17 protein-coding genes and 1 pseudogene are annotated in these 17,137 nt (G+C 43.1%); 8 read left to right on the top strand and 10 right to left on the bottom strand.

Annotation, left to right across the window (positions count from 1 at the left end; translation table 11 throughout):
- The coding region (locus T494_RS14025; RefSeq protein WP_028506200.1) for a hypothetical protein at positions 1-695 on the top strand (695 nt) is incomplete at its 5' end.
- A gap of 593 nt (positions 696-1,288) precedes the next feature.
- On the opposite strand, the gene T494_RS0110120 is transcribed toward T494_RS14025, so the two are convergent.
- The 6 genes from T494_RS0110120 to T494_RS12955 form a co-directional block, all read right to left on the bottom strand.
- Positions 1,289-2,338 carry an IS256 family transposase gene (locus T494_RS0110120; protein WP_028506199.1) on the bottom strand — a complete coding sequence of 350 codons (1,050 nt, stop codon included), beginning with the start codon at positions 2,336-2,338 and terminating at the stop codon, positions 1,289-1,291.
- 172 nt (positions 2,339-2,510) lie between these two features.
- Positions 2,511-2,672 carry a hypothetical protein gene (locus T494_RS13900; RefSeq protein ID WP_155984086.1) on the bottom strand — a complete coding sequence of 54 codons (162 nt, stop codon included), beginning with the start codon at positions 2,670-2,672 and terminating at the stop codon, positions 2,511-2,513.
- 3 nt (positions 2,673-2,675) lie between these two features.
- Positions 2,676-3,020: a hypothetical protein gene (locus T494_RS0110110; RefSeq protein ID WP_155984085.1), complete on the bottom strand. Its 345-nt coding sequence runs from the start codon at positions 3,018-3,020 to the stop codon at positions 2,676-2,678.
- A 123-nt stretch (positions 3,021-3,143) separates the two neighbouring features.
- Positions 3,144-4,367 (bottom strand): ATP-binding protein, encoded by a 1,224-nt coding sequence (locus T494_RS0110105; protein ID WP_028506197.1) that lies wholly within the window; start codon positions 4,365-4,367, stop codon positions 3,144-3,146.
- 150 nt (positions 4,368-4,517) lie between these two features.
- Complete coding sequence (locus T494_RS0110100) at positions 4,518-4,847, bottom strand: DUF3852 domain-containing protein (RefSeq protein ID WP_028506196.1); 330 nt, start codon at positions 4,845-4,847, stop codon at positions 4,518-4,520.
- Positions 4,848-4,972: 125 nt separating this feature from the next.
- On the bottom strand, positions 4,973-5,545 hold the full coding sequence (locus tag T494_RS12955) for an AAA family ATPase (protein ID WP_051540340.1): 573 nt from the start codon (positions 5,543-5,545) through the stop codon (positions 4,973-4,975).
- 223 nt (positions 5,546-5,768) lie between these two features.
- Between T494_RS12955 and T494_RS0110085 the strand changes: the two genes are divergently transcribed.
- From T494_RS0110085 to T494_RS0110065, 5 genes and pseudogenes are all read left to right on the top strand, one after another.
- Positions 5,769-6,251, top strand: a complete 483-nt coding sequence (locus tag T494_RS0110085) for a hypothetical protein (protein WP_028506195.1) — start codon at positions 5,769-5,771, stop codon at positions 6,249-6,251.
- Between the two features lie 4 nt (positions 6,252-6,255).
- Positions 6,256-7,929, top strand: coding sequence for a hypothetical protein (locus T494_RS13510; protein ID WP_051540338.1), 1,674 nt, complete (start codon positions 6,256-6,258; stop codon positions 7,927-7,929).
- Between the two features lie 123 nt (positions 7,930-8,052).
- Positions 8,053-8,550, top strand: a pseudogene (locus tag T494_RS0110075) (DUF3427 domain-containing protein); the annotation flags it as partial.
- Position 8,551: 1 nt separating this feature from the next.
- Positions 8,552-8,737 (top strand): hypothetical protein, encoded by a 186-nt coding sequence (locus T494_RS14345; RefSeq protein ID WP_028506193.1) that lies wholly within the window; start codon positions 8,552-8,554, stop codon positions 8,735-8,737.
- Between the two features lie 134 nt (positions 8,738-8,871).
- The gene (locus T494_RS0110065; protein WP_028506192.1) at positions 8,872-9,483 is read left to right on the top strand and encodes a hypothetical protein; all 612 of its coding nucleotides are present in this window, start codon (positions 8,872-8,874) and stop codon (positions 9,481-9,483) included.
- 429 nt (positions 9,484-9,912) lie between these two features.
- On the opposite strand, the gene T494_RS0110060 is transcribed toward T494_RS0110065, so the two are convergent.
- Positions 9,913-11,064, bottom strand: coding sequence for a lectin like domain-containing protein (locus T494_RS0110060; protein ID WP_028506191.1), 1,152 nt, complete (start codon positions 11,062-11,064; stop codon positions 9,913-9,915).
- A gap of 4 nt (positions 11,065-11,068) precedes the next feature.
- Positions 11,069-11,431, bottom strand: coding sequence for a C1 family peptidase (locus T494_RS0110055; RefSeq protein ID WP_028506190.1), 363 nt, complete (start codon positions 11,429-11,431; stop codon positions 11,069-11,071).
- A gap of 153 nt (positions 11,432-11,584) precedes the next feature.
- On the opposite strand from T494_RS0110055, the gene T494_RS14200 reads away from it, so the two are divergent.
- Together T494_RS14200 and T494_RS0110045 are read left to right on the top strand one after the other, a co-directional pair.
- The gene (locus T494_RS14200; protein ID WP_081777287.1) at positions 11,585-12,187 is read left to right on the top strand and encodes an AAA family ATPase; all 603 of its coding nucleotides are present in this window, start codon (positions 11,585-11,587) and stop codon (positions 12,185-12,187) included.
- A gap of 219 nt (positions 12,188-12,406) precedes the next feature.
- Positions 12,407-12,658: a hypothetical protein gene (locus T494_RS0110045; RefSeq protein WP_028506188.1), complete on the top strand. Its 252-nt coding sequence runs from the start codon at positions 12,407-12,409 to the stop codon at positions 12,656-12,658.
- 40 nt (positions 12,659-12,698) lie between these two features.
- Here T494_RS0110045 and T494_RS0110040 read toward each other — a convergent pair whose 3' ends face one another.
- Both T494_RS0110040 and T494_RS0110035 read right to left on the bottom strand, forming a co-directional pair.
- A complete protein-coding gene (locus tag T494_RS0110040) occupies positions 12,699-13,988 on the bottom strand; it encodes an ABC transporter substrate-binding protein (protein WP_028506187.1) in 1,290 nt (429 codons plus the stop codon).
- Positions 13,985-16,525 (bottom strand): response regulator, encoded by a 2,541-nt coding sequence (locus tag T494_RS0110035; RefSeq protein ID WP_037344618.1) that lies wholly within the window; start codon positions 16,523-16,525, stop codon positions 13,985-13,987. Before T494_RS0110035 ends, T494_RS0110040 begins: the two co-directional genes overlap by 4 nt.
- Positions 16,526-17,137 lie beyond the last annotated feature (612 nt).

The following is a 17,137-nucleotide window of genomic DNA, read 5'->3' as shown; positions in this document are numbered from 1 at the left end:
GTCTCGGATTTGTGTTCTGCAGTATGGTGTCGCTCACCACTTCTTACTATATGCTGATCGACCGCATAGGTATGGCGACCTGCATAGCGTGCTTTCAGAACGGTTTGTTATATATTCTCCTGCCGATACTCGGATCTGCCGTTTTCGGCATAAACGGTCTGTGGGCGGGATTTGTCGCTGCTCCGATACTGACGCTTGTTTGCGCTATGCTTTTTGTGTATCTGAGGTTCGGCAAAAACGACTTCCCGTTTTTGCTGGGCGATATGGATACCGAGATCGTTGTTCTTGACGATACACTTAGTCCTCAGTCCGCAACCGCACTCTCCGTACAGGTCGCAGACTTGCTGCTTTCACATCAGTACCCTAAAGAGACGGCAAACCGTACTGGGTTGTTTGCGGAGGAGATAGGGCTCACCGTTCTGGACATCAACAAGCGGTCAAAGAAGCCGATATTGGTCGAGCTTTCGCTTTTCTTTGAAGACGATAGCGTTCTTATCGTAGAACGTGACTCGGGAGAGCTTTTCGATCTGACCGATCCTGATGCGCGGATCAACGGACTGAGCGGATTTGTGTTAAGCGGTCTGATGCAAGCGCACAAAGAAAAAGCGTATCTCGTTACTACGGGCTATAACCGTAATATGATACGCTTTGCCAAATCTCAGGGAGAAAAAGCAGCTTCAGTAACTGACGGATGATTTACAGACCGCAGTTGAGTTTCGGATGTTCTATGCTGATCGTTGTAAGTATTTTCTCCGCAGAATCAGCGATTACATACCAAATAGGAATCGTCGCATAATAACAAACCACCCTGCCCGAATCGAGTTTGATATAATCCCCTTAGAGTAGACACACGAAAAAACAAAAATCGTGTGAAACTCTAGGGGGTTATTTTTATGTCAAGAAATCAAAAGTTGGCAGACGAAGAAAGAATGCAAGCGGTTCAAGAATAATTTTATGGAAAAGGGAGCTATCAAACAATCTCAGAAAGATACAAGATAAGCAAATCTGCAATAAAACGTAACCGTCAAATAATCCGCAGCAGATATAACGAACAACGCTCTGTCGGATTTATTCCGGCAGAGCGTTGACTAATCTTCAATCACCGGCTCTGCGAAAAAAACTCTGTAAAATCAAAAACTGTGATAAAAAACGTTATTGCTGGAGCGGCTTAAAAAGCCGCTCCGTTTTTTACAGTATAAATTGGATACTGTAATTTGTCAAGATACTTGTGATATCAGCCTGTTGGAATGGAGCGCAGCGGAATGGGATCAGGCTGATAGCCGGCTGCTCAGCCGAGCCTGTCGGGGTACATGATCTCAAGCTCGCCAAGGACTTTGCCCCAGTTTCGCAGCGGCATGGTCCATTTCTTAGCTATCTCATGCGTTGCCAGATACAGAACCTTCAGCAGCGCTGTATCGCTTGGGAATACGCTTCTCTGCTTGTTCAGACGGCGATAGCCGCTGTTCAGGCTCTCAATAGCGTTGGTGGTGTAAATGACCTTTCTGACGTCGGATGAGAACTTAAAAATCGGCGATATTACGTCCCAATTCTTGTACCAGCTCTTCATAGCGTTGGGATAATCGCCTTCCCATTTTTCAGTAACACGGTCGAGAGCTTCCAGAGCAGCGTCCTCGGAAGGCGCATGATATATCGTTTTCAGGTCGTTCAGAACGCCGAGCCAGTACTTGGCACTCTCGTTTTCACCGATATGTATTGAAAGGACTTCCTTGTGACCTGTCATGCTGACAGCCAGAATCACATACGCAGCAAGCTTTCGTATCTGCCCGTTCTCACGAACTGAGAAGTGTACTGCATCTACAAATACTATCGGATATACTTCATCGAGAGGACGCTTCTGCCAGTCCTCTATCTGCGGAAGTAATCTGTCTGTGATGTCTGAAACCATGCCATCGCTGACTTCAAAGCCGTAGATATCTTCGATAGTTTCGCTTATCTGGCGAGTGGTCATGCCTTTGGCATACAGCGATATTATCTTCTGCTCAATGCCTGAGATGTCCTTCTGACGTTTCTTTACGACCTTTGGCTCAAAACTGCCGTCACGATCCTGCGGCACTTCTATTTCGGTTTCTCCGAAGTTTCCGCGAATCTTCTTGGTTTTCTTGCCGTTGCGAGAGTCAGGATTGTCGGAACGCTCATATTCCTGATATCCCAGATGCTCGTCCATTTCGGATTCGAGCATTTCCTGGATCGTCCCTCCGAGAAGGTCTTTGAGAGCATCCTCAATATCCTTTGCAGACTTGATGTCGTATTCCTCAAGCAGCATTCCTATGATGTTCTTCTTTCCTTCACTCATCGGTTCTCTTTTTCTTCTTGCCATAAAAAATCAGCCTCCTGTGATATTAATTCTATTTTATCACAGTTAGCTGATTTTTTACAGACTTTTTTTCAGAGGCTCTCAGAATAGAAAAAGGAGTTTTAGACATAAATGACTATGGGGTAAATGAGTATTTTGCTCCTGAAGACATCAGAGTTCCGTTCAGAAATATTGTTTATATAGGTGATAGTGATACGGATATTCCTTGTATGAAACTTGTAAATACATCGCCCATTGTGGTGAGCAGATACTCGGCCTCATAGTCAAGTCCGCTTTTGGTAAGATCTATCCGCATAACATCGATGTTTCCACTGCCGCTTTTGCCCTTGACAGTCACTATCTACTGTCCCGATTTTGATTCTTCCTTGTGGTCAAGCGGCGAAGTCTTTACCACCTCCGCAACTATCTTGCCTATATCCACAAAGGATATCTTTGACGAGTAAAACTCTGCAAGGAAAGTATCCATAGCCTCTTTTTTGAGTTCAGCCTCACTTTTAGTTGTAGTGGTCACGGTCTCTGAAGTCATCACGGGCATGGTTAACGAGCCTTGATCCGTAGGCATTGTGGGTATTGTCAGTTCTGTGGTCGTTGTGGTTGTTGCCTGGGTATCCTGCCCAATATATCCGCATGATGCGCCAAAGATCAGTATTAGTGCGGCAAGTGCCGCAAGTATTGTCTTTTTCATCTTTTCCTCCAATCAAAAAACTCCCGCCTATGTTTTCACATAAGCGAGAGCTTTTGTTCATTATTTGGTTTTTTGGCTGATATAACATCTGTTGTTTCATCAGCCGATGCTGTTTTTCGCTGGTTATAAATAGTCTATAGGAATAGTTATATCCTGTGATGTTATTGATACCACTTTATCGTAAGTGCATATCACTCCGCCTTTTCCTCTTTTCAGGTCAGTGAACTTATCCAGAACCTTAAAAGCTTCTATATCTTTTTTTGATGGATCAGCGTGCTTTTTGATCTCCAGAGGATAAAGTGTACCGCTTTCTTCGATGATTATATCTATCTCCTTCATATCCTTATCTCTGTAAAAATATATTGAAGGATCAAGCAATCCTTTGTTGTAATAGCTCTTGATGATCTCAGATACAACGAAGCTTTCAAAGAAAGCACCGGCCATAGCACCGTTCTTTAACACTTCCGGTGTTGTCCATCTTGTCAGATATGCAGCAAGACCTGTGTCAAGGAAGTATAACTTCGGTGTTTTTACAGCACGCTTTGTCATATTGTTTGAGTATGGTCTGAGCAGGTAAACTATATTAGAGGCAACAAGTATTGAAAGCCATCTTTCTGCAGTCGGTAGACTGATACCTACATCTCTTGCCAGAGAAGCAAAATTAAGAAGCTGTCCTGTTGCCGCAGCTGCAGCAGTCATAAAACTTGTAAATTTTACAGTATCACTGATCTCGGATAGTTCCCGAACATCTCTTTCGATATATGTGCGTACATATGAGGAATAAAAGATCTGCCAGTTGAACTGAGAGTTTTCGACCAGTTCAGGCATACTGCCTCTGTGGATAGTGTTCCAGATGTCGGAGTATTCAGTATTCTTAACAGTACTCTTACGCTTGGTGAAATACTCATCAGTTGGAATGAAAGGCTGGTCAAAATCCACTCTGTTAATTTCCCTAAGAGACAATCCGAGAAGCGTTACCAGACCGATCCTTCCTGCAAGTGATTCGCTAACACCCTTCATCATTTTGAACTGTTGAGAACCGCACATATAGAACTGTCCTTTTTTTCTGCTGCGGTCAAGCAGTAGCTTTATCTGTTCAAACAGTTCAGGGGCTTTTTGTATCTCATCGACAAATACAGGCGGAGGGTTATCTTTGAAAAAAGTTCCGGACTGCAAAGATGCTGACTCCCGCACTATAGGATCGTCAAGCGTTGCGTGATTTATCCCATCGGTGAGCTTTTCAAGCATAGTTGTTTTTCCGACCTGTCTCGGTCCTGCAACGAGAACCGCACCAAACATTGAAGCGAGCTCTTTGACGGTTTCTTCTGCGTGCCTTGTTATATACATAAGCGTCCTCCTTTTCGGCTAATATAACGTCTAATATTATTATAGCCGAAAAATTCATAAAAATCAAGTGCTTACATATATTTTTTTATTTTTCCCGAAATATACTGCGGTTAGCGGAACAAGCCCGCAAGAGCGAGCCTGTCCGTTGATTTAGTTCGGCAGCATCGTCCATACATACAGCGGTGCTGTCAGCGTGAACAAAAGACAGCCGAAGATGATCGCTATCGGTGTCCACTCAAGCTGTCCATGTTTGCGGTAATCCATGTAGGCAAGACCTATCTTTACGAACAGTAAAACCGCAAGGATAAGGTCGATACACGGGAACACCACATTGTTTACGACATTTTTGATCTGAGCCTTAGCCGTTGACCAAGTGGAGGTTACTGCACCTGCCACATCTGCATATGCCGTAATTGTCATGAACATTGCAGACATCATAACAGCCGCTGCCGAAGCTATCAGTTTCTTAGTCTTTCTCATTGTTATCTTCCTCCTTTCAAATAGATAACAGGCGCCAGTCGAAATCCCGACCAACGCCTGTGGTATCTAACACGATCATTATTGCTGTAATGAGCAGCAAGCTTCCAAGTACTATAAGAAGTATCTTAGTCAGCTTTCTCATTCTTTTCATCCTTTTTTCTTGCAAATATCATTGCAACAACGCACATTACAACCGTTCCGAGAAAGATGCCGATACTCCGCTTTGCTTTCATCAGCACCAGCAGACCGTCGACGCAGCCGTTGAGTCCCGTGCTGTCGGAGACCATATTGAACGGGTCCTTGTCGGCGGCTTTGCGAAGGTGATGTACAAGCACGATGCTGATACCGAGCTGCTGTGCGAGAGCTTTTAGTGGCAGAAGCTCTGCGTAGTCGCTGCCGTAGGTGGACTCGGTATCGCTGCGAACCATTTGCAGAGTGTAGATAACGACCAGACGCAAGTCCTCGCGAACAGACTTGAACTTTTCAATCTCTTGTTCCAATCCGCAGCCGATAGAGTCTGCCATTATTGAAAAGAACAGCTTGTCCGACGGCTCGTCTGTTAGCTTGTACAGCCTTTTCTGGATCCGTTGGTATCCGTCCTCAAGACAGAAATACAGAGCTGTGCCGTTTGCAGTTTCACGCTCAAACAGCTTTTCTCCTTTGGCGACCGCAACTGCGATAATAGATGCTTTGCGCATAGTATCACCACCAAGGAGGATACCACAACCGATCGGCAATATCCAGACTTTTCAGGAAAGTTCTACAGAAGTGACTGTTTGAACAGCGGGGTTTGGGCAGTTTTATTCTTTTGCTGATGATGTATACCCCAAAAAAGCAAAAGATATTGAAAACTACTGCGGATTATGCTATGATATTACAAACAATCGATGCCCAGTTATCAAACATTCGGAGGTGTTCCTTATGCTCAGACCCGGACTGTACGAACAGGTCATTAACAAAGAGCTGTCTGATGAGCTCGACGAAAGTCAGCAGCTCATTGACAAGCGCAATATTGACAAAGCCGAAGCTCCGCAGATCCTTTCGGGATACCTCTCCGAGATAATCGAGAAGGGGCTTTCTTGCCTTTCCAGCGATGATATTGAGGGTCAGCTGGGACTTGCGAACAGGATAGTTTCGGCGGTGACAGAGCTGACGGGCGATGATGAATTCGACGGCATGAGTGTTGACGAGCGTGCACAGCAGCTTCTTGCAGTTGCCAACATGCAGAACAATGCGGACACTATGAAGCGCCGTATCACCATGACACGTCCTGAGACTTCGCTTGCATCAAGCTCGCTGTTCACGGGAGCAGGTCACGAGCCGCAGATGATGACCGAGCTGAAAAAGGAGATAGTCTCTGCTGACAGGATAGATATGCTTGTGTCATTAATAAAAAGGGTGTGATAAAATGAAATACACAGATTACGAAAGTGTCATGGATTCTTTTGATGTATCTTTAAACTCTGATGTTGATCCCTTTATAGAGGCTAGGAATGCATTTTTAAAGAACAAGTTTAATAATTGCAAGGACTTTGTTATAAAAGAGGTTAAGCTCACATTCTCAATAGGCAACACTGCTAAGAATGCACCTTTAGTATTTTTTGTTTTGGAATCATTTCCGCAAGAATTGTATTATATTAGCAAGAACACGATAACAATTAGATTGGATTCTGAGAAGGAATTGTTAGAATACGGTGGTATGGTTTCCAGTCTATTGACAATAATCAAAACATGGAGTTCTGTTGAGTTGTTTGTAAATGATGTTGGCATAGGATTGACAACAGAATTTAGGTTTCTTCTAAATTATGTCTATGAGAAAAATCGTGTAATTAGAGGATCGTATGGTTGTACTTTAGAGCAATTAAAATATAGTTTTAAGGGAAAAAGAAGCATATCAAAGGAACGAAATGTAGACTTAGTTACAATTAAAATTTCAAGAGAAAAAATGTTTGACTCACTAAAAGATGTTGTTGGAAAATACGTTGAATTATACGGTGATAATAAGGAAGTAAAACGATATGAGATTTCAAAGACAGATATAGTAATCATGATTGAAAACAGTTTGATAATTGCATTTAGACTTGTTCCAGTTTATTGGAGAGCTTTAAATGATGAAAATGTAAGAAAATGGGATTTTCCGTATATTTATATTCAAGAACTGACACATAATGACCTGTTCAGATTTAATTTTGCGGGGTTTAAAAGATGTTTTGAATGTGATTATATAGGATTGGAGTTTTTTTCATTCCATGGACTAGACTACTATGTAAAACCTATCGATTGTTTTGAAACAGTAAATCATGCATTACCAGAATTAAGACTAGAAAAACGGTATTATGATTATCCAGGAGAAACACATCATTTTATTATACTACGCATGGAAAGAGTGGACGGCAGAATTATTTATGGGGTTGGAGATACTAAACGAAAAACACGTGATTTTATATTGAAACTTTGTAAGGAACTTGAGGAAAAGAATTCTCGTTCTTTAGAGTTGAATGGAGCTAGTTGTCTTCCTTTTGTAGATAATCAAGATTTTATTAGTGCATTTTTATCATGGAAAGGTGAAAAGAAACGATGGAGATTAGAAAACAAGTTTTCATATTATATTGAAGATAGACAAGTAAAAAACGATGCTGATCTATTCAAAATACCCAGACAAATTGTTGGTGATGCCTATAGTGGGAAATATGATAAATGCGAATTTGGTTCGTATTCTAAGCCGCTGAACAGGTGGAAAAGTGAAGAGTTGGTTTACAACATTACAAAAAAGCTCTATAAAGAGTATCAAGTAATATACCAGTATAAGCCATTTTATCTAAGTACTGATAAAGGACATATGTCATATGATATTTATATTTGCGGCTTGAAAATAGCAATAGAATACCAAGGAAAGCAACATTTTGAACCTGTTGATTATTTTGGAGGTGAGGAAAGTTTTCAAACGCAACGGCAAAGAGATCAAATGAAATCTGAGAGAAGCCGAGAGAATGGCGTAAAACTAGTGTATGTGAATTATTGGGAAGATATTACTCCCGAATTAATAAAGAATAAGATTGAAGAAGCGAGAAAAAACATATAGTTTATATTACTTGTTTCTGATTAAATCAATCGTTCTGGAAAAAGCGCAATCAGATTATTACAAACATGGATTAAAGACTCCTCCAAAATGAAATAATGCTGATATCCAGCTCAAGGTCTGTCTTTTGTCGACGAGCCTGTGCAGGTGGACTATGACTGTCCACTGGATGTGCATTGCAGTTACACGAGAGATCAGATTCTTGTGGCGCTGGACTTCATGAAGCCTGATACTGTCCGTGAGGGTGTGAAGTATCTGGAGGATAAAAAGACCGACTTGCTGTTTGTAACGCTCAACAAGTCGGACAATGACTATTCGCCCACCACAATGTACAATGACTATTCTATCAACAGCGAGCTGTTCCACTGGCAGAGCCAAAGCACTATAACTCCCGAAAGCAAGACAGGTCAGCGTTACATACATCATCGTGATATGGGAACAAGCGTGATGATATTCGTTCGCGAGTACAAGAGCAATAAGCTGGGTGCTGCACCATATACTTTTTTAGGCCTTGCGGACTATGTGAAGTCGGAAGGCTCAAAGCCGATGAACGTGGTGTGGAAGCTGAAAAAACCTATCCCTGCGAAGTATCTTAGGAAAACTAATCAGTTGACGGTGGGATGATATGAAGACGATAAAAGTTGTGGCGGCTGTGATCTGTAACTCATTTCAAACAAAGACAGCAAAAAGAGGCTCCCTCGTGGTCGAGAGAGCCTCTGCTTTATTCTTCGGATTCGTAATAATAAGAGTAGTCGATGCCTTTCATAATGATCTCACGGTCGTTGATGATGTCGGTCAGTGCAGAGCTTAACAGCTCGGTGATGCTGCGGTAACAGAAAGTTTACATAGAACTGTGGCCGCCGATTTGAAAGAATGGTCGATTTGTGGTATTATATAGATTGGCTTATCGTAAAGGAATAGTTGTTACAGGAGGTGTCAGCGCTGATGTCACAATTTGACCAGCAATTCTATGCCAACGGGATAATGAACGAGCAGCAGCTTAATCAGCTTAGTAACGCCTTATATAGCTACTGCAAAGTGATGCGTGTGCCCAGGGTTGGAGCAGTCCCCGTTGTGGTCACTGTTCTTGTGGGTGTGATGATAACTCTTATCCTTGCAGCTCTCGGGGAGAGTCTCGGGACGGCAGCGCTTATAGGCGCCCCCGTAAGTGTTGTGTTTGCTCTTCTTTGCTGTCTCATTTACAGATTTCGATCAGGAGCAGCCAAAAGGCTCAACGCCTACCTTGCTGCAGACGGCGGGCAGAGTATGTTCATCGACTTTGGCTGGGCTCAGCCCTTTGCGGACGATCAGTTCAGGCTTGGCAGATATTTTTTATTTATCAGAAACGGTGCTGTGGTCAGGCTTGACAGCATTACCGATATAGTAAGGATAGTAAGTCATTACCGTGCAGTCCCAACGGGTGTGTTTTTGAGCGTTAAAGTTAAGGATGAGAATGGCAGTATGTCATTCCCGCTTTGCAGGGTTCATATGCTGAATGCTCAGGCAGAGATCGATGAGATCCGCAGAGCAGTGCTGCAAAGGCATTTGTCGGTATGAACGCCGGAACATAATATCGAAATACGATCTAATACGACTATCAAGGATCGAGGACCTTAACGGGTCCTTATTTCTATTTTTGCGGAAATGTAGGTTTATGACGGACCGACCCGATAAAAGTGCTTTATGGAATTGCAGCTTGAAAAACTATCATATTTCAGATACTTTTTACTTCTATATCGAAAAAACCTTTTAATTTATAATACTTTTTCGGTATAAAGGATGCACTCTCATTTGACATGATATGCACAACAAAACGCAGCCCCGGACGTTGACCGATCGTCCGGGGCTGCTGTTGATATTTTGCACAAATGTGCCCGGGTCAACCATTTGTTTACCGCTTGCGTAAATCTATTATTTTAGCAAGTTGTCACTGGCAGTAAAGATCTGAAAACTTGTTCATGTAATGATTTACTGTTTTGCACCGGGTCATTTAGTCAGGAGATTTGACTTCTCAGCAGTCTTATCCTTTTTGCTCGTGATCACCGACGCTGCTGCGATCAGTACCACAAAGCCGATTATTACAAGCGTTGCTGCTGTATTGTGCTTTGCTCCGGTATCAGGATTCTTAATGGTTTCGTTACCGTTATCTGAAGAAGCACTTGCGCTGTCCGTATCTGAGTTTGTCGGCGTGGAGCTGTCAACCGGTTTTGAACTGTCATTAGTCGCTGCGACCTTAGCTGTGGCGGTCGTGATACTGGAGCGGTCAAAAAGCTCAAGCTCTCGTTTTATGCTGTCTTGTTCAAAGAATACGGTGACAACGCTCTTGATAAAGCCGTTCTCAGCGTCCTGCTCAGAGGCTGTGAGTTCATACTTCAGCTGTGCTGTCTTGCCGAGCTGGAGCACATCAGTTTTGCCTATAAGCTTGCCGTTGATATAAACATCAAAGCTGTGACCTCCGTCAACATTGCATGTGAGCGATACTGTGCCACAGACCTTATCTCCGACCTTATAAGGCTGCTTATCCTTTTCACCGAGACTGTTGACTACTGTTGCCACCTCGCAGTCGGTGTAGGACTGGATACTGAAGTTGTCCACCTCAAAGTATTGGGCAGCCGTCTGGTTACAATCAATGACATCCTTCCAGTCATACCATTCGCCTCCCGCAGTGACAAAGCTCTCGCCTTTATTCACAACGCCCTTGTTATAGGTTATTTTTGTAGGCTCAAAGCCTTCATCGCTGCCATGGGCTGCAATATAAGCTTGTTTCTGCTGCTGTGCCAGCATCTCGGCATAGGCTCTGTTCGTACCCGCCTTGAAAGTCACGCAATTACTGCCGTTTTCCTCGGTAACAGTGGCAACTACCGAATAGTCTGCACCCTTGGGGATATACACTGGATCGTCAAGATACACACGGTGATAACCTGCATAGGGATACTTCTGTGTGACAGAGCTGATCTTCTTGCCGTCAACGGGGCTTTTGTAGTTCTTGTTGAGCAGATATATATCGTATGTAACGCTTTCGTTGCAGGAAGGATTGACAAATCCTACGGCATATACCCTGACATTATTATCACAGTGGAACACATTTGCCATAGATGCATTTTTAAATTCTTTATTGACTATCAGTGAAGACGGCATCAGGTCATAGAAGTGCGGAACTATCGCTTTTGCTTTTTCTTTGAATGCTTGTTTCGGCGGCAGCTGTTGCAGCAAACGCCCAGCAGGCTGAAAAAACCTCCTGGCTTTTTACACTTGTGACATAGTTTTTGCCGTCAACATTGCGCAGATCGAACTTCGTTACATCCACCGCAGCAGGTACTGACGATGGCTTATCAACCGTGTAGTCAAAGGTTGCGGAACTGATATTGGTGTTTATCAGTGATTCACTCAATTCCTTAATGTTCCAGGAACTTGCGTCCTGCGCAGCTGCAAAGGCGCTCATAGGTGCAGCTGTGGCAATAACCAGCACAGCCGAAAGTGCTGCGACGATCCTTTTTATCAACATATTAACACTTCTTTAAAAAAAATTAACTGCATTACGCAGAAATGATCTGTATTTGTCCGTTAAAAGCCTGCTTTCAAGAAACAGTGAACTGTGACAGAAAAGCTTTGCAAAAAACGTATGAAGCATTCGCCTGGCAGACGTTGTATATAACTAATTAAATTATACATCATTTTATCACAAAATGTCCAGCAAAACTTCAGCCAAATCTGGAAAGATACTAATAGAACTGGAAATTCTACGTTTGGCATAAAAATAGCTGCTGACCTTAAGATCATATTTGCGGGTGACCGTTCTTCTGAAACTATCTCTAAGAAGATAACTGCCAATATACCGAATGTTGAACTTGTTCCGGGTAAGACTCTTATCTTCTTTGATGAGATACAAAAATGTGCTGACGCAAGAACAGCACTGAAATTTATGGCTCAGGACAGCCGTTTTGATGTAATAGCGTCGGGCTCGCTGCTTGGACTTGCATATGGCAGTATCTATGAGAATTTCGTTGCCTGTGCTTTGAAACAGAAAGGGTATGACCTTCATTATTACAAGCCCGATGATAACTCCGAGCTTGAATTCATCATAGAAAAGAATGTTGAGATCGAGCCGTTCGAAGTCAAAGAAGGCAACACGGCGACAGTTTCACTTGACCGATTTATCGAAAAATTCAAGCCGACAGAGGCATATAAGATAGCCGGAAGCAACGTTGGTCAAAGCAGCGAAATGCTGACAATTTCTCATTATATGGTGATGTTTATTTAACCATATCCAATAAAAGTGAACATAACGAAAGCAGCTCCGAACGTTGACCGATCGTCCGGGGCTGCTGTTGATATTCTGCGGAAGTGTGCCCGGGTTAACCACTTGTTAACCACTTGTTTGTGTGGAAAAATGCTTGAGATCGCTTGAAATTGCTCAAAGTGATGACTTCACAAATTCCGTAAAATCGGTCATTTTCGCAAATTACCGGAGAACAGTAAGATGTTGGAAACTTGTTCTGTTCCCGTAAAGTTTGTAGGAAAGCCCGTAACGCTGAAGGCACTCCCGGAAATCATAGAGCTATGGTTTGGCGGTGATGTGATAACAACTCATCAGAGGTGTTACAAAAGAGAGCAGAGCCTTTATGACCTTGCTCACTATCTGCCGCTTCTTGAACAGTTTCTGAGCTTTGGCGGTATAATTAGAAATAAAAACAGGCATAGCTTTTATGGTATTGCCTTAGTATCACAGTGACTTCAATAACAGTTCCTGTGATGATGAGTATGCTTGCAAATTATTCAAGTGTCCCGTACTTTGCAACGGCCTGATCAATGGTAAGATCTCCGGTTGCGACCAGATAAGAGGCAAGACGTATCTGAACGGCGAGCTTATCCTTGATACCAAGTGAGGTAGGGGAGATAACAAGTTCCGGCGGGGTTTTGCCGACAGGAGCATATACTTTATCTAATGACAGATCATCCGACGGCGTTATCAGACGTTTTACTGACGCCATCTGGCTGAGCTCCTGTTTTGAAATGAGAAAACGCATAAATTCATTGGTCATATCCTTGTCTTTGCAGGAATTGTTGACTGAAAACTGAACGGAAGGGCTGTCAAGAAAATATCCTCCCTTGTCTGTTGTCGGTATGGGTGCAAATGTATAGGTGAAGGGGTGCGCTGTAAATTCTGCCGACTGACTTTCACGCTTGCTTGTTCCTGAGACCGTATCGCCTGTACAGATCATCATAGGAACGTCGCCTTTAAAGAAACGCATGATGACAGCGCCATAATTATCGCTTATCTCAGCGCACTTTTTCAGATCAATACATTTTTTATCTATCAGCTGAGAGAGTGTCTCAAGGGCAGGACGCATATATTTTCCTGCTTCGGGATCGCATTGGTTGGCTTTTGCGACCATTTCGGGATTTTCTGCCAGCTTTGCAGCAAATATCGGATAAGCGACCGTATTCATCAGACAGCCTGATGAATCTGCACTGTATCCCATCATCGGGCTTTCATATCCTTTTCCCCTGAACGAGGCACAGACATCAAAAAGCTCCTGAATGGTCTGAGGAACCTTCAGCCCCTCTTTTTCAAACAGATCGTTATTGATAAGCATTCCGTAAGAGGTGGAGAATACAGGCACCATCAGCACTTTTCCCTGTGAGTCACGGCTGAGAAGTCCGGGGCGGATACAGTCAAGATCCAGCCCAAGAGAGTTGTCGGCAAGGTTTTCCATGTGATCAAAAACCTTATCATAGGCCGGGTTGCCCATCATCCAGCTGAACGAAAAGAAAATGTTGGGTGCATCGTTGCCGCTGAGAACTGTGGCGATAGAATTGTTGTAGTCGTCGATTTTGGTGTAGCACATCTCAACGTTCGGATAATATTCGTTGAAGCGTTCAAATTCCGCTTCAAGAGCCTCAAAATTGCTGTAACTGCCTGCAACGTTTATTTTACAGGCACTATCCGTATCCAGCTTTGGTTCAAACCCTTTTTTGCTTTCCTTGTGCTCTTCGGAACCGCAGGAAGCTAAACCAAGCAGCATGAACGCCGACAGAATGATACTTAGAATCTTTTTCATTTTTTTGATCTCCTTTCATTTATCTTGCGGATTTCTTTGATTACGAGTTTAATATCGAAAGGCTTGGCGATATGTCCGTCCATGCCTGCATTCATACACTCGGTGATGTTTTCGGAAAAAGCATCGGCTGTCATCGCTATGATCGGTATTGATGCTGCCCACGGATCTTCCATTTTTCTGATCGTTCTTGTAGCGTCCAGACCGTTCATTTCAGGCATCTGCACGTCCATAAAGATCAGAGTGTAACGCCCTTCCTCTGCGTTTTTCATCATATCCACGCAGATGCGGCCGTTTTCTGCACGCTCCGAGGTCATGCCGAACATTCTGAGAGTTGCCTGTAGGATCTCCCAGTTTATATCGTTATCCTCTGCTACGAGGATATTTATTCCTTCAAGATCTGAATGATCGTCCTCCGGCTCGACGGAGCTTACTTCTTTTCCGAGAAGCTGACTGATCTTATCATAAAGAGCAGAACGGAAGAGGGGCTTGCTGATAAACCCGTTTGCCCCTGCTTTTCTGGCATCTTCTTCTATCTCCGATGTATCATATGCGGAGATCAGCAGTATCGGTATCTTCTCATCTATATCAGATCTGATCTTGCTGACAGTTTCGATACCGTTCATATCAGGCATTTTCCAGTCGATTATCACAATATCGTAATTCTTTTCCTGCTGACGGCGGTTCAGCATCATTTCTATCGCCTGTGCACCGCTGTTTGCACATTCTACTGCAGCGCCCAGAGAACTCAGCGTATCCTCAGCAGTCTGAATTAGCACATCATCATCATCAACGACCAGAATGTCAATCGGATCAAACCGTATATCGTCTCTTTGTCTGTCAGATACGGGAATATCTATAACGACAGTAAATGTCGTGCCCTTGTTCTGCTCGCTCTGACAGTCTATCGTTCCGTTCATAAGATCGACCATCTTTTTGGTGATCGCAAGACCGAGCCCCGTTCCTTGTATGCTGTTGATGCGGCTGTCTGTCTGACGTGAAAACGGCTGAAACATCTTTTCCATAAATTCAGGGCTCATACCTATTCCGGTGTCGGATACCTTATAGATCAGTCTCACACACCCTTCGACAGAGCTTTCCTCCTCCTGCATATCCACACTGACGCTTCCGCCCGGCTCAGTATACTTGATTGCATTTGAAAGTATATTTATATATATCTGATTCAGCCTGAGCTGATCGGCATAAAGGTATTCCTTTTCCATTCGGTCAACACGAAAATTGAAATCTATATTCTTCTCTTTTACCATAGGCTGAGACAGATTGACAAGGTTTTCGACCGTTTCAACTATGGAAAATGTTACAGGTGATAAACTCAATTTTCCGCTTTCGACCTTAGAGATGTCCAGGATGTCGTTTATAAGTGTCAGCAGATGGTTGCCTGCAAGACCTATCTTGCGAAGGCTTTCTTTTGTCGCCTCGACATCGCCGGGATTTTTTTGTGCGATCGTTGTCAGTCCGATTATCGCATTCATCGGGGTGCGGATATCGTGGGACATGGTGGAAAGAAAATCGGTTTTTGCTTTGTTGGCAGAATCTGCCTCCGTTGCGGCGATACGCAGCTTTTTATTGATGCTCTGAATGAAAATCAGATCTATAATGAACAACACAAGCAGTCCTGCGGAGATCACTCCGATCAGAAGCCAGTTTTCCGTGTTTACGATCAGATCCGACTTGGGGATAAGGCTAAGCAGTATCCAGCCAGATGTTTCAAGGACAGGAGTATAAGCAAGCAGCATTTCTTCTTTTCTGGAGTTAAGTATCGTAACGGAACCCGTACAGGATGTTATATCATCGTGAAGATTTTCAAGAAGAGTCGGATTTGATGAGTTATATGATTTGTAAAACTCAAAGAAATTTGAATTCTTGAATGATTTGCTTTTTATTATATAGTTGCCTTCCGAATCTATCAGCGTGAGCTCGGCGTTTTTAAAGCCCTCCTGCGGGATTATCCATTTTTGCTCCAGCTCTGATATTGGCAGTACACGCAGCAGAACAGCCTCTTTTGCAGCTGTGTAGTCGGAGTCATACAGCTGTATCTTATTGCAGAAAGCAAGCGACTGTTCACCGTTCATCGGGTTAGTATATGCACGGGAGATATTGACGGATGTGCCGATATCTGATATCCACGATGTATCGGTGAGAAAATCCGTTTTATCATAAGATACTTCGTAATCCTCGGCTGTACCCAGATGAGGACGTGTCGATATGCCTTTTCTGCTGTCAAGATATATCAGATGAGCTGATGCATTCGGCAGCACATGAGAAATACGGATAAAGCCTGCCGCTTCTTCAATGGTCATTTCCCGGCTGTTGATATAATGAGCCCATACGTCACAGATACGCTGTTCGCCTTTGAGATAGTTTTCGGTGACACGCTCCATTGTGACGGTCGTGTTTTCAAAATGCTCGGTCTGCCTTTGAAGTGTACTTTTGTTATTCACTGAAATATAAAAAGAAACAAATGCAATGATCGCGACCATTATCAGAACGTTTATTATGATTATCCATGCTTTTTTCATTATTACCACCTTTTGTAGTAAAAGAAACACTATAGACGGTTTCTTAGCAGTTCCCCTTATTTTATCATTTCTTGTATAATAGTATATCATACAAAAGTCGAGTTTTCAACCCTCAGAGCGACATATTTTGAGCTTATTCTGCCGAGCCAGAATGTAAGAGATACAAAAATAATTTCATTTTATGGTTATCCCTTTACCACACCACCCCAAGCCTCATCCGATCAATGCTGCCAAAAGGTTTAAATAGGCGCTGTTTCCGAGCTTGCGGCGGTTGAATTTGTAGCAGTATTGAAATCAATAAAGTGCAGGATATTTTACAGATGTTCGCTGTCTTGCGTATGTCTGTTTCTTTGCCCGATGAAAATTTGGATTTTATAGAAACAGATGTATTGCAGCTCGTGGTCAGCTGCTTCATGGATGGTATGTTATCGGTCGGGTACGATTTTCGGTCAGATAGTTTCATAACACGCAAGTAAACCGCAAGACTCTCGGTCCTGCGGTTATTGCTGTTTTTGTTATTCTTGTTAGTTCATTTCGGTATTAGATTTGTTGTATTGTAAGCTGTTTGTGCGTTCGATCAATGTATTACTTTACTCTGATTCCGAAGTATGG

This window comes from Ruminococcus sp. FC2018, assembly GCF_000621805.1.
Classification (GTDB): Bacteria; Bacillota; Clostridia; order Oscillospirales; family Ruminococcaceae; genus Hominimerdicola.
This window is presented reverse-complemented; position numbering and strand designations above follow the sequence as displayed.

What these genes read in the sequence shown, in the direction of transcription:
- T494_RS13510 (WP_051540338.1), top strand. Translation starts at nt 6,256, where the DNA reads ATGAAATACACAGATTACGAAAGTGTCATGGATTCTTTTGATGTATCT.
- T494_RS0110055 (WP_028506190.1), bottom strand. Translation starts at nt 11,431, where the DNA reads ATGTTGATAAAAAGGATCGTCGCAGCACTTTCGGCTGTGCTGGTTATT.
- T494_RS0110060 (WP_028506191.1), bottom strand. Translation starts at nt 11,064, where the DNA reads ATGCCGTCTTCACTGATAGTCAATAAAGAATTTAAAAATGCATCTATG.
- T494_RS0110065 (WP_028506192.1), top strand. Translation starts at nt 8,872, where the DNA reads ATGTCACAATTTGACCAGCAATTCTATGCCAACGGGATAATGAACGAG.
- T494_RS0110035 (WP_037344618.1), bottom strand. Translation starts at nt 16,525, where the DNA reads ATGAAAAAAGCATGGATAATCATAATAAACGTTCTGATAATGGTCGCG.
- T494_RS0110110 (WP_155984085.1), bottom strand. Translation starts at nt 3,020, where the DNA reads ATGAAAAAGACAATACTTGCGGCACTTGCCGCACTAATACTGATCTTT.
- T494_RS0110105 (WP_028506197.1), bottom strand. Translation starts at nt 4,367, where the DNA reads ATGTATATAACAAGGCACGCAGAAGAAACCGTCAAAGAGCTCGCTTCA.
- T494_RS14345 (WP_028506193.1), top strand. Translation starts at nt 8,552, where the DNA reads ATGAAGACGATAAAAGTTGTGGCGGCTGTGATCTGTAACTCATTTCAA.
- T494_RS0110085 (WP_028506195.1), top strand. Translation starts at nt 5,769, where the DNA reads ATGCTCAGACCCGGACTGTACGAACAGGTCATTAACAAAGAGCTGTCT.
- T494_RS0110040 (WP_028506187.1), bottom strand. Translation starts at nt 13,988, where the DNA reads ATGAAAAAGATTCTAAGTATCATTCTGTCGGCGTTCATGCTGCTTGGT.
- T494_RS0110100 (WP_028506196.1), bottom strand. Translation starts at nt 4,847, where the DNA reads ATGAGAAAGACTAAGAAACTGATAGCTTCGGCAGCGGCTGTTATGATG.
- T494_RS12955 (WP_051540340.1), bottom strand. Translation starts at nt 5,545, where the DNA reads ATGCGCAAAGCATCTATTATCGCAGTTGCGGTCGCCAAAGGAGAAAAG.
- T494_RS0110120 (WP_028506199.1), bottom strand. Translation starts at nt 2,338, where the DNA reads ATGGCAAGAAGAAAAAGAGAACCGATGAGTGAAGGAAAGAAGAACATC.
- T494_RS0110045 (WP_028506188.1), top strand. Translation starts at nt 12,407, where the DNA reads ATGTTGGAAACTTGTTCTGTTCCCGTAAAGTTTGTAGGAAAGCCCGTA.